This is a genomic window from Vibrio sp. IB15, from assembly GCF_016406055.1.
In the GTDB taxonomy this organism is placed as follows: Bacteria; Pseudomonadota; Gammaproteobacteria; order Enterobacterales; family Vibrionaceae; genus Vibrio; species Vibrio chagasii.
In genome coordinates, this window is sequence record NZ_JAEFCE010000003.1 from 22,028 (window position 1) to 34,942 (window position 12,915).

At 41.4% G+C, this 12,915-nt stretch carries 11 protein-coding genes; 2 read left to right on the forward strand and 9 right to left on the reverse strand.

Annotated elements, in window-relative coordinates:
• Position 1 precedes the first annotated feature (1 nt).
• Entirely contained in the window at positions 2-439 is a 438-nt protein-coding gene (locus tag JC606_RS01565; RefSeq protein WP_198777655.1) for a hypothetical protein, read from the reverse strand.
• Positions 440-825: 386 nt separating this feature from the next.
• Between JC606_RS01565 and JC606_RS01570 the strand changes: the two genes are divergently transcribed.
• Positions 826-1,752: a hypothetical protein gene (locus JC606_RS01570; protein WP_198777656.1), complete on the forward strand. Its 927-nt coding sequence runs from the start codon at positions 826-828 to the stop codon at positions 1,750-1,752.
• 29 nt (positions 1,753-1,781) lie between these two features.
• Here the strand turns inward: JC606_RS01570 and JC606_RS01575 are convergent, their stop codons facing one another.
• From JC606_RS01575 to panB, 3 genes are all read right to left on the reverse strand, one after another.
• Positions 1,782-2,504: a metallophosphoesterase family protein gene (locus JC606_RS01575; RefSeq protein ID WP_198777657.1), complete on the reverse strand. Its 723-nt coding sequence runs from the start codon at positions 2,502-2,504 to the stop codon at positions 1,782-1,784.
• Between the two features lie 308 nt (positions 2,505-2,812).
• Complete coding sequence (locus tag JC606_RS01580; protein WP_198777658.1) at positions 2,813-4,297, reverse strand: hypothetical protein; 1,485 nt, start codon at positions 4,295-4,297, stop codon at positions 2,813-2,815.
• Positions 4,298-5,474: 1,177 nt separating this feature from the next.
• Positions 5,475-6,287 carry a 3-methyl-2-oxobutanoate hydroxymethyltransferase gene (gene panB / locus JC606_RS01585; RefSeq protein ID WP_332873228.1) on the reverse strand — a complete coding sequence of 271 codons (813 nt, stop codon included), beginning with the start codon at positions 6,285-6,287 and terminating at the stop codon, positions 5,475-5,477.
• Between the two features lie 201 nt (positions 6,288-6,488).
• On the opposite strand from panB, the gene JC606_RS01590 reads away from it, so the two are divergent.
• On the forward strand, positions 6,489-7,307 hold the full coding sequence (locus tag JC606_RS01590; protein WP_137408423.1) for an AraC family transcriptional regulator: 819 nt from the start codon (positions 6,489-6,491) through the stop codon (positions 7,305-7,307).
• A gap of 62 nt (positions 7,308-7,369) precedes the next feature.
• Here JC606_RS01590 and JC606_RS01595 read toward each other — a convergent pair whose 3' ends face one another.
• From JC606_RS01595 to JC606_RS01615, 5 genes are all read right to left on the reverse strand, one after another.
• A complete protein-coding gene (locus JC606_RS01595) occupies positions 7,370-8,890 on the reverse strand; it encodes an EAL domain-containing protein (RefSeq protein WP_198777659.1) in 1,521 nt (506 codons plus the stop codon).
• Between the two features lie 363 nt (positions 8,891-9,253).
• Positions 9,254-9,820, reverse strand: a complete 567-nt coding sequence (locus JC606_RS01600) for a hypothetical protein (RefSeq protein WP_198777660.1) — start codon at positions 9,818-9,820, stop codon at positions 9,254-9,256.
• Between the two features lie 310 nt (positions 9,821-10,130).
• The gene (locus tag JC606_RS01605; protein WP_137408421.1) at positions 10,131-10,625 is read right to left on the reverse strand and encodes a YcxB family protein; all 495 of its coding nucleotides are present in this window, start codon (positions 10,623-10,625) and stop codon (positions 10,131-10,133) included.
• A 289-nt stretch (positions 10,626-10,914) separates the two neighbouring features.
• A complete protein-coding gene (locus tag JC606_RS01610) occupies positions 10,915-12,012 on the reverse strand; it encodes a nickel/cobalt transporter (RefSeq protein WP_198777661.1) in 1,098 nt (365 codons plus the stop codon).
• A gap of 105 nt (positions 12,013-12,117) precedes the next feature.
• Entirely contained in the window at positions 12,118-12,840 is a 723-nt protein-coding gene (locus JC606_RS01615) for a DUF1007 family protein (protein WP_198777662.1), read from the reverse strand.
• Positions 12,841-12,915 lie beyond the last annotated feature (75 nt).

Sequence of the window (12,915 nt, forward strand, 5' to 3'; positions counted from 1 at the left end):
ATTAGAGCCTATCTAGTACTTTCTCTACACTGGCTTCAAGTGAGCGCAGTCGGTTGAATTCCTCGAACAAACGCTGCTCTAGGTTTTTGAAGTTTAGGGGTAAGGTTCTCTGGCAAATCCCGTAACTGTTGTCTTGAGTTTTATAGCCTTTCCAACTTTCAATGCGAGCTTTCTCTAGTGCTTTAAACTGGCGTATAAATTCTGCTTGGGAAGGGCAGTCTTCTTCCGCATGCATGCAAATAGGAAAGGCCTTTTGCTTAATTTGAGGCCCTTCGATAAAGGTCTCAAAGTGGATACCGCCCTGTTTTTGGTTGAACCATGTCTCTTTATATAACTGAAGGTACTCGCCACGGTTATAGATCTCCCAACCGTCCTCGAACCAGTTTGTTTTTCTTAGCATCTTCTCTAGGTTGCGGAAAACACCTTTAACATCTTTCATATGGAAACTCTTAAGCCGTGGTTTGTGAGATAGTGTGTTAAAAAAACTATACTCCCCCTGAGTATAAAATACTACCCCCTAGTATATGTGGTTATTGTACATAACCGAATCTTAGAGCCTATCTCAGTGTGTCGGAATAGGAATTGGCTGTTTTGAAAGGACACTGATGCACCCTGACCCGGCAGTATTCCCCATGTGATTCAAGGCCCTCATGTATGGGGTATTTACGCATTAAAACTGACAAGTTGATGTTTAACGAGGGTACATTTCAGTTATGTAGGCCGCATAAAACAAGGGAAGCGAAATTAATCGGTTCTATCCTCGTTAATTTTCAGGAAAATAGCCGCCCGATGATTAATGTCGGTAGTGAACACGAGGTTTCAGGTATGGCAAAGAAAATTATATTTATCCACGGTCGGGGGCAAAAGCCTGACAGGGAGTCGCTTCAATCATTGTGGTACGATGCTATCGAACATGGATTACAGCGTGACTGTAAAGGTTCTGATTCACTCCAAGCTTTCCAGAATATCGAGAAGCGTTTCGTGTATTTTGGCGACTTATCAAACACATTATTGAACAAGCCAACTGAAGAGCCGCTTGTCCGACAACAGGCTTTGATCGATCTCAAAGGGTACACGTCCCATCAGTTTAATAAGAAAACGTATGGTGAAGTTTCGAAGGCAGGGTTCCTGCAAGAGGCGCTCGCGGATACTTTTTCTTCTGTGCTTAGTCGTTTGAAAATGGCAGAGCCACTTATAGCATTAGTTGCTCCCGATATGAGTCATTATTGGTATGAAGACTCTTACTTTGGTAGCGACGTAAGGTATCGATTAATGGTGGAGCTGAGAGAGGCGTTAGATAACCAAGATGAGGTGATGATCGTCGCACATAGCCTTGGCACAATGATCAGTTATGACGTGTTATGGAAACTCTCCCATTACAGTGAGTACCGAAATGATTACGGCGCCAAAAAGAAGATTGATCTTCTGGTTACGTTAGGTTCACCTTTAGGTGATGAGAGTGTGAAAGAGCGCTTGAAAGGGAGCCGTTTAGAGGGCATGAAAAAGTACCCTTTAAATATTCATAGGTGGGTGAACTTGTCGGCTGAAGATGACTTTATCTCTCACGACAGCAAAATCAAAAATGACTTTCAAGAGATGCTTACACTGGGTTTGATTAATGGTGGAATGAAAGACATTTATCCAATTTACAATCTCAATGTGTGTGACGGGCAAAGCAACCCGCACGCTTCTACTGGTTATCTCATAAATCCTAAATTCATCTCCGTGTTAGATGAATGGCTTGCCAGTTAGCGGTAGCGCACTGGCCTAAATACGCATATTCAAAGGTAGATAGCCAGATAATCAAATGAGTGTTGCGATACGGATATCTTACTTAATCCAATTTTATCACTGCGATTGTACTCCTCAATAGAGTGGTCGAACCCGTAAGCTGTAGAAGGTGCCATATACTGGGTCATGCCGTGTTGTGTCGTTGTTATTTGATCATGCCCATGACCACAAATGACTTCTCTCACTCTATATTTCTGAAGCACTTTCATTATGGAAAAATCGTTCTCAAGGCGGATTGCTTTCATCCAATCGGCACCGACAGGGATTATGGGGTGGTGAATAACAATGATAGGATGGCTGGCTTTTCTCAGCTGTTTTTTTAATTTGGCCAGACCTCGATTATCGATACGTCCTGAACCGAGTGGGTGAACGCTGTCTTTGGGTTTGAGACTAGAATCGAGAAATAGAAATTCACGACCACAAATGGTGGCTCTATCGGTTACGCAGATCGTCGAACCTTTAAGCTCTTCACGCATTAAGCGAGAGTCATCATGGTTGCCTGCAATCGCATAAATAGATTTGTTGGTAAGGTGTCGAACGAACGTTTCTAAGTGAACATAGTCACCGGGTTGGGGGTTACAGCAAATGTCACCTGTTAGGAAAATAACTTCGCATTCTTGATCGTTATTGACGTATTCAAGAGCTCGACGTAGATTTCCATAGCTGAATTCATCGGAGAGGTGGCAGTCACTGATTTGGTAAATGGTGTTCATTATTGGCGTCCGGTCATTTCAAGATAATCAAGCAGGGCATTTACCTTGGATATGCGCGTCTATGGTGTGGATAGAGCGCGTGTAGATCCGAAGGTTTAAATGCCCAGTCATACAAGATACTAATTAGCTTACCATTTTCTACAAATTGTTCAGCTATGTTGTCTGGTACTCTTTCCTCCTAAGCTCCTGAATCGCCATGCGCCCGTTAGTTTTGATTAGTACAAAAATGCCTGCTGGATGAGCAGGCATGATGTGAGGTAGGTTTAAGAGAGCGGCTCCCTTAAAATAGTGGAGGAAAGCATTCAACCTTAGTGGCTTAAAGAAGCGAACCCCGTTGGAGAGATAAAACCATCATTCGTTCTTTGCTCAACCGTCTGTAAAATTGGGTTGATGTAAAACTCTACGATCTCATCACTATTGATTCGATTCATGTACAACATGACCGTTTGATCAGATTGTACGACAGCGCCATCGATAGCGGTTAATTTATCAACGTCTGGTGCGTAAAAGTCTTTGTTAAGCTCTATGCCAGTATCAAAGTCATAGAATGTTTGAGTCTCAGTATCGAATGCCGATACTTTGACTGTTACCCCTTCCTTAACCCAAGATTCATTGTAATCGACGCAAAACAGGGTATGTTGCGAGGCTCTCAATGCATCGAATGAAGAGTAGGGGCGACTTTTGTCTATCAGCGCACTTTCTCCAACGTAGTCGTAGCTATTCTCATTGAGCTTATTCACTACGCATCCAATATTCATGTCATAACCATTAATTTGTGGGCTGCGCTTACTTGTATTAACGGTATTCCCTTCAGAGCCAGTAATGTCGTATTGGCTTTGCGTCGAGACTAGCTTGTCTCCAACTGGCGTGACAAATGAAAAGTAGTTTGGCTGTGCACGGTCGATCCCTGCTAGTTTGCCATCAACCACTCTCAAGGAATCATAACGTGAATTCGTATCTTGATAGTCTAGTTCCTGATATTCATCTGAAAATTTGATATAGGCATAGTGATTATAATTCACAGCATGATCTTCTGGTGGATCTTGGTAGTCGACGAGAATATTACCTTGTGCGTCTATCTGTATGTCTCGTTCATCGGCATACGCACGACTTTTTAACGTTTTGAAGACAAAGGCATTATCTTCTAGCACTGCTTTGTAGATTCCTCTTGTGTGCCAATGCTCGTCATCTGTAATGTCAAAGCTATATAGCGTCTCATTTGGTGCTAAGTCACCTTGTTTCTGTTGGCTAAGAAATGGGCTCTCGTTTTGTAACTCAGCATCAAATTCCGATACCTTACCGTCAATCACGATGGGGTAAAGCTGACCACTTTCTTTGTCCATGATGACAGGGTAATTGCCATGATATGTTTTACCTTTCCAAGCGACCGTTGAGTTGTCCATGTTAAACATGGTGTACTTCTGGTTGATATCGAATACACGTGTAACCGTTGGCATAACCGCTTCGTCACATTGTTCGCATGGCTGGAAGGCAACTTCGAATATGCGCTCGTCACCTTGTAAATTTTTGTACGCCATCGTATTTAATGCCGTATTGCTTGCGGGCTCAATGTCAAAATTGGAAGGCTTAATTGTCTGAAAGTTGGTTTGGGGAATATTCAGTGATTTGAGGGCCGGAAGCTTAACAAGCGGTGCTGGATCAATTGAGCCATTACCGTTTGAACCTCCGCCATTCGAGCCTCCACTGCTTGAGCCGCCACCACACCCGGTAAGGGCCATAGATAGCATTGCTGCGATTGAAATAGTGTATTTCTTAATGTTCTTGTTTTGCATGAGCTGACTTGTGTTTTTGATTGTAGGATTGATACTTCTCTCTAACTTAACTGCCACTTTATTTTTTATCTGAAACCAACATTAGAATCAGGTGTTTTTGTTGTGTACGGTCAATGATTCTGAGCGGAATCATTGTGTATTCACATATTGGGATGAATACGAGTAAGTTAGGACGCTTTGTTTAAATGCCTTTGTAGCCTTGTTAAAGAGTTGCGCGATTATAGTTATTTTTATTGTGTTGCCAGCTGTGCAAACTAATATTTTATAAATGATTGGTTGAATGACTATTTCTAAGTAACTAGCAGCATATATTCGATGTATAGCTATAGCATGATTTAATTATTCTGATGTATTTAGTCAGCCATTTGTCGCTTATTGTTTTTTTTGACGCAGCTTATGGTCGTACTTTTAATAAGCTCTTAAAATCTAGCGGCATGTTAAAATGACTATATTAGATACTGGGGATATAATCTGGAATTTATCGCTATAAATGCCATTATACATATTGAAAGTGTGGTGATTAAATAATCTACGTGCTTGTGGGGTGGATATTCGGTGGGTAGGGAGCAGAGCGTGCTTCTTAAATTCTTCTATTTAATTATAATTCTTTATCTATTTTTGTTTATTCGAAATTTTTATGTATCTCTATAATGGAATCAATTAGTTAAGTGAGCCCTGAAATACTAAAGAATATTTCCATTGCCCAATGGATCTAGTGAAGCCACCGCGTAAGATGTTGTGCTGAGTAGTAGAAATAATATGGTCCACTTTAACATGATAGGTCCTCATTTGTTGGTTCGGTGGATAGGGTATTAGATAGCTTGATGGTGTGTAAAGCATTAATAGATAAGAGTTTTTATTGATAAATTCGTCGAGTTAGCTCGGTGTGAGTACGTGCGAAGACATGAAAACGGCCTAAGGCTTTAATAAAAAAAAGCCACCCCGAAGGGTGGCAAATACAAACGAGAAGAATCATTACAAATGAAAAGCCCTTATTTCATAGTAAAGATATTCTACAAGGTTATGCAGACGGTTGAATATGAACATTATGTTGTAGATGTTGCAAATTTGTAATTGAGAAAGTGTGATATTTGAACAGGAAATACCCGATATATGCACATTTTGTTTGATCTAGCGCTGATATTTTCCGCACCCAGAGTGTCAATGAACAGGCAAATTAATCGAAGCAATGCTCACGAGTAGGGAATGCCCCATTTCTCACTTCTTGTTCATATTCACTAAATGATGTTTTGATTAGCTGGCTTAGGTCGATGTACTTTTTGACAAACTTAGGTGTGTATTCAGTGAATAAACCAAGCATGTCTTCGGTCACTAACACTTGACCATCACATTCGGGTGAAGCTCCGATACCAATAGTCGGGATCGATACAGATCTGGTGATTTCTCGAGCTGTGAGCTCATCAACGCCTTCAACAAGTAATGAAAATGCTCCAACGTTTTCAAATTTTCGCGCTGTTTCGATGAGGTGGTCCCTTTGGTGTTGTGTTTTTCCTTGAACCTTAAAACCACCTAATACGTTGGCGTATTGAGGGCATAGACCAATATGAGGCATTACCGGTATACCTCTTTGAATTAGAAACTCCACTGTTTCGAGCATTTCGGGGCCACCTTCGACTTTGATACCTTGGGCTCCTGTCTGGACCATAACTTCGGCTGCATTTTTATACGCTAATTCTTTCGATTCCTGGTAGCTGCCAAAGGGCATATCTACTATTACGCAAGATGTTTCGGCGCCACGGACTACGGCTGAACCGTGGGAAATCATCATTTCTATGGTAACTGGTAACGTAGAGTCAAACCCATAAGCCACCATGCCTAGCGAGTCACCAACAATAATGAGATCGACATAAGGATCCATTAGTTGCGTTATGTTTTTTGTATAGGCAGTAAGTGACACTATTCGCCCTTTTCCTTTCATGCTTTTTATCTTAGCGGTTGTGATTTTTGTTTTTGAGGTATGTGTACTCACAATATTTTCCTTTAAACGGTTTTTCGTTTGAGTGACAAATAGTCCGGAACCACTCTGATTTAGGTGTTTTCCCAAATAAGATAGGAGTCAATGTGATTAGGTTGAGTGTTTATCTTATTGTTTTATATGGTAATGTAATGCAAGTTCGGTTCCGGTAGCGCCTAGATTAGTTGAGCAACTCATGGAGGCGGTATCGAATATATGTCAATGAATAGAGAATATTTATCAACAATGATTTCAACCTACCCACCTTCGAAAGAGTCATTTGAAAACTTGTGTAGCGAATGCAAAGTGGTCGCTCGTTCAATTCCCAAAGGGGCAAATGTTGAGGCACACAGCCATGCATGGGTTCAGTTGCTTTATGCGAAAGAAGGTGCGTTGTTTTTGTATTTAGACAGATCCAAGGAGAGGATGCTTGTGTCTCCTCAGCAGGGAGTATTGATTCCGGCTGGCGTTAGACATTCGGTAGGAACGTTGAGCAACGTAGAACTTGTTAGCCTTTACATGCCTTCAGAGATCTTTGATTTTTGCTCAGTCAAAGCTCAGCTTGTGGAGATCAATTCTTTCTTAAAATCGCTGTTAATTGAGATGGAAAGAACTCCAACAAGTAATGATGAGGGTGGCCAAAAGTTACTCGTTGATTTGGTCTTTCACCGTCTGAAAAGCGCTAGACGGCTGTTTACTAGCGCTCCTATGCCTCATGATAGACGCGTGCTTCAATGCATATCTTCGGTAGGAATTAAGTCAATATGTAGTATGGACAAGCGAGAGTTTGCATTGCTTTCAAACGTTTCAGAAAGCACATTGTCAAGAATTATACGTATTGACACTAACTTGAGTTATCGACAATGGAAAAGTCAGCTCGTCGTTCATGTCGCTATTGACGAAATGCTAAAGGGTAAAAGTGTTAGCGGGATTTCCTCTGAGCTAGGTTATGACTCCCCATCATCATTTATTCACATGTTTAAGATGATGACAGGAAGAAGCCCGGCGAGATTTATTGAGTTACTTAGAGGTTGATGCATCTTTTAGAAGCTGAGAGCAAAAGACAAATGCTCTCAGCTTGCTTTGTTTGCCTATTTTCAACGGCTTGTTTGGTTCTTCAAAAACTCTTCAAGTGGAATCGGTTTACCGAACAAGAAGCCCTGTAGGTAGTTGACGCTTCGCTCTCTTAAATAATCTGCTTGTTGCTCTGTTTCGACGCCTTCAGCGATGACATCTAGAGATAAATCGTGCGATAAGGTGATCATGTGTTGAAGTAGGTGGCCTGTGATTGTGTCAACGCCAATGTCTCGGACAAAGGTTTGGTCAATCTTTAGGTAGTCGAGGTCTACTTTTTGTAAGTTAACCAAAGAGGAGTGACCCGTACCAAAGTCATCTATTGCTATCTTGCATCCGAGCGCTTTGATTTTCCCGAAAATATCATCGGTTAAATCGCAGTAGTTTAGCGCTTCTCTTTCTGTGAGTTCTAGAACTAGAGTAACGTCGTCACAGTCAATAATATCGATAAATTCCTGACACGCCTCTAGCAATGTGCCTTTCGAACAGTGCTGGGGTGAGATGTTTATACCCACATGGAAACCACTAGGTAGCTTGTCTATGAAAGGCTTAATTTGCATAGCTGTGAGCCGCATCAATTGGTGTGTCATAGGTACAATAAGACCAGAGGTTTCAGCCTTAGGAATGAACAGATCTGGTCTCACGATACCTTGTACTGGGTGTTTCCACCTCAATAGAATCTCTATGCCTTGTATTGCACGAGTTTTACTATTCACAATCGGCTGAGCGTATGGGACAAACTCTTTTCTCTCCATTGCACGTTCAATTTCGAGGTATAGATTAGAGGGACGCCTTGATAGCCATATAAGATAAAGGGCAAACAGAGTTTGCAGCAGTATGATGGCTACAATGTATTGCTTATCTTTAGCCCAGAATGCCGTCAGCATGTTTGGGTAAGCAAAACCTGCATGTGCGCTATAAGGAAACTGTTTTGATGATACTTGATGCCAAGAAATGAGTTTTTCTACTGGGTTTGTCTTTACGGTCAACTCTTTACTATCAAGCCACTTATCACCGACTGCAATAAATGACCGCAACTTGCTGCCTGAAGTGAGCGACTCTCTTAGGTAAAGGCTATCAATCCCACTTAATGCCGCGTGATCATCCAACGTTGACCTCACCACGATAAGAGGGTGAGAAGTATCAACTTTACTTCCATTAAGCAGCAGTAATTGTCCTGAAGTGTATGCGGTAGGATCATATTTGGAATTGCCTTCACCCCAAATAGAGGTGCAGAAGATAACATTGTCTTTCGCTAGATTGGCACTTCGTACGTAAGGTATGGATGCTACCAGATGTCTAAGGGCTAGGGCTTCATCTTCACAGCCATTAGAGTTTAGCAATAGCTTTAAAGCACTCGTGTTAGTCTGCTTACCAAACTCAAGAATCTCATCTACTTCTTGAACAATATTCATTGCTTTTTGATTTGCTTGCTCATCCAGTGAACGGCCAAAACTGAGATACAAAATAGTCAGCGCCAAGACACAAGGAATAAAAGAAAGACATACTAGATATGTTGAACTAGTTTTTTTATTTGCAAACATAGAAGGCCTAGTTAATTGAGTCTTTTTTGTTTAAAGAGAAGAGCATTTAACGAGATTGGGGTACCCAAGTGTTTCAGTAGGAATACATAAACATCAGTATAAAGCATAATTTTAATCTTTCACTTAAGATTTGCTGCTGATTCCACGTTGTCCATTCTCATTTTTGAGAAATAATTGTTCAACACTAAGCATATTGTGAGTGAAAAAAGACATATTACCTATTTTATCTGCAAAGATATGTGGTGTACGTTAGTAACTCTTCATAGAATAATCAGCATTAGGTTAGATTATTTCCCTTACGGAAAATATTAACTATACAGTTTCGATATATCACTGTTAACATTAAGGTTATTTGGCGGCCGTCTATAGAGGTGAATCCTCAATGGTAAATGCCCACTTGATACACTTTGGTGTGCAAACAAACCCCAAAGTGTATTTTTTTATCATGAATATATAAACGTTTTGTGTTAAATTTTTATTATTTATAGCCGTTATTTCAATTAGTTCTGCCTGTTGAGCTAAGATCTGCTCTTTAGTCTTTTGCAATAAAACGTCGCTTAGTTTTGTATCAAATACATTCACTATTTCATCATAACTAAGTTGCTTCCCCTCGATAGAGATAAAGTAAGCTTTATTTCCAACTTCGTTGATCTCATCGACGTCGTTTTGAGCCAAAAGGCTCATGGCTCCGTTATGGGTACCAGCAATCTTCCATATGAAGCCTTCTGGCGCTGTAAGTATTTGACCGTAGGTCGTACATTTTACATCGGACAGCTCAGAAATTAGGCCAGGCATTCCGGTGACCATATCATCGGGACCATCTTTACAGGGTATCTGAAACTCTGGATTAACTAGATCGACCAATTGAGCGGCGTGTAATGGTGCTGTGAGTCCCATCAAGGCAATGCTTAATATCATCTGCTTAAACATTTCAACTTCTCTTAATTGTTTTGTTTAAATTGGGCGTGCCCAAGGCCAAGTATTAATCAAAAATTGATTATTTCAAGTGTGGTGCACTTGATGCAATTGTGCAAAAAGCAGGGGAAAGTTTGAGTTCAATTCAATAGGTATAAGCGGTGCTGAATCATCTAGATGAACTCACGCTAAAAACAGGCAGTAGAGCTGTACATGGGGTTTTTAAGAATTAGAACATTGGGTTAAGCTGAGTGCGGTAGGAATCTGTTTTGTAAGGCTAGAAAATATTAAGACCTCAACTCTGAGAGGTCTTAATACACTTATGTTAGTTAGCTTTTGATGCTTTATGTTGCTCAACCATGAAAGTAATCGCGTCATCACTTAGGCACGATTTGCTCACGTATTGGCGTTGCTTCCCAATATGAATGATAAAGCCAAGGTCAGTCTCCTCAAGCTCGTCGATCTGGTTCCACTTGATCGTGTTGGTGGTCTTATAGTTTTTGTAACTCACGCCATCTAAATCACCTTTAAATACCACTTTGCTGCCAGCGCCAGAGCTGATTCTTTGTCGCCACAACCACCAGGTTCGTTTGCAATATACGCTGAACGCTTCGATAACACTCAATACAATGAAGAACCAACCAACGTAGCCGCTCGGTAATAGTTCAAACTCAAGTAGAACCCAACCAAAAAGAAGAAACAAAAACGCCTTCAAATACGCTTTTGGGAATTGAGTCGGGACGCTCGTTTGGTCATAGCACTCAGCAAAGAAAGCTTTGTCGAGGGTGTACTCTGTGGTGAAACCGGAATCTTTAGACATGTATGACTACTTTAAGGTTCTCTGTAAATGGACTTTCAGTGGGCAGGTGTCCCACGCAGCAATTTCGCAACTTGATTATTGTATCGCTTCTCACCGCTTTTATTTAGAGATTTTGGCTCTGTTTTGTAAGTCGATGATAATGAAAACGGAATTCATACTATTAGCTATGCAACGTTTGAAAAAAATTAAAGGGTGTTTATGTCAGCGAAGTAAAAAGACCTCTGGCTAAGAGGTCTTTAGTCTGGGGAAGTGTTATGTAGTTTCTAGCAGTGTTAGAGCGTCCCTACAGTTACATAGTAAACACCGGCGACATACCGCTCTCTTGTCCACTCATTAGCAACAAGCCAATTAAGACAAGTAAAACACCACCAAACAGTTGTAAGTAATGACCTGCAGCTTTCAGTGACGCACTGTTATTCTTGTTACCTGCAGCCAAATAGCGTTTTACCAAGTTTTTGCCTGTTAGTGTCATGATTGCAATCGTCGAGGTTGTGAACGCGGTACCTATCGCCATGGCAAAGGCACTGACAACGCCCATCCAATATAAGCCAACCATGTTTGCGAAAAGCAGAACCATAATCGCACCTGTACATGGCCTTACGCCAATCGTAACGATGATTCCTGCATATTCACGAAGTGTTGAAGCTTTGTTTATAGCGTCTGCATCGGCAACATGCTGGTGGCCGCATCCACAATCCGTTTGAGAATGATCTGTGTGAGCGTGTTCAGCACTTTGTAATGCGTTATATGGCTTCAACATCATTGAACCAGCAGGTACTGATGAGCGAAGGGCCATTGATGATTGGACTGAAATTGGCGAAGACGTATCGGCAGCTAAGGTGGTAATCGCTTTCACTTTCAATTTTGGTGTACGCATTGTGGTGTAGATGTTTTTAAGAGCCTTCCAACAGATCAATGCACCCACTACCGCGACTAACGCGAAACTCAACGAGACAAACATATTGGCTTTGTCATTCACCATTCGCATAGAAGCGCTAAAGCCCGATAGCAACACGCTTACTAATAATATTGCGACTAATGCTTGTAAAAATGCAGAAACAACCGTTAGCACTAAACTGGCTTTTGCTTTTGTTGGGTGAGTAGCTAAGTATGTTGAGACGATGACTTTGCCGTGTCCTGGTCCAAGTGAGTGAAGCATGCCGTAGATAAAGCTGACCCCGATAAGGTAGCTACCTGCGCCCCAAGGGTTAGACTTCGCATCATAGAGGAGGTCGGCAAGCTCTGAATTAACTTCTCTTTGCCATTGAATGCTGGATATCACCAATGATGGCCACATCACCCACAGTTGGTATGCACCGACGGCAACGAGTGTTAAGGCAAGGACACCTGTAAGGTAGTATTTTGTTTGAATTTGATTTTTCTGCATTAAATGCACCTTTATCAGAAATCTTTTTCTTGATGATTAGAGAGACTGAACGAGCACAGACGCTTAATTGTCGAAACGCCTAATCGTAAAAATAAAACGCCTTGGTTAAGAACCAGGAATCGCTGCACAATGAAGCTCGACCGACTGAGTGAATAGCTGACCTAATGTGTTGTCTGGGTCGGCATCGGCAGGTAAAGACATCGCATAACTCATTTGCTCAGGCGTTGGGTTCGGCTCGATAATTTCTAACTTACATTGTCTTGCGAGCTCTGGAGATAACGTCACATCGTCATTAGCGATCCACGACATATCGACAAAATAGCTCGGATCAAAAATCAACATACGAAGCGAATCACGTGTTACTGGCTTTGGCTTTGAAAGTGGTAGGTCGAACGTGAGAACCATTTTGGCTTTATCACGCTCGAATTTGGCATGTTCAGCAACCTGATATTTAATTGGCTCCTCACCATCGTAGAAATAAGTAAAGTAATGTTCATACATCATGTTTTCGATCACTGAGGCCGCAAGGTTCTTGAGCGTCTCTTCCTCTTTTTCTGGAGAAACGTCTTCGCCATCCAGCATATAAATAGAGGTCATTGCGTCAAAAGACCACTCCATTGAAAAACCGGTGATCATGCCATTCTCACCCTCTATATGAGTTTTCATTTCGATCCAAGAGTGGGGGTGTGCATGCAGGTTCGGAGCAAAAGTCAGCATCGCTAACCAAAGAGGTAAATGCTTAACAGAGCGTAATCGCGTTGGGAAACGACATAAATATCGTGAGGAGAGGCACCTGAGCACCTTGATTAGACTAAATAGCGGTTTCATGGGACATAATAGTTAATTGATGTAATGTTATACTATAACAATCAGTTATGCTGTTCACATCAAATTTGTGTAAAT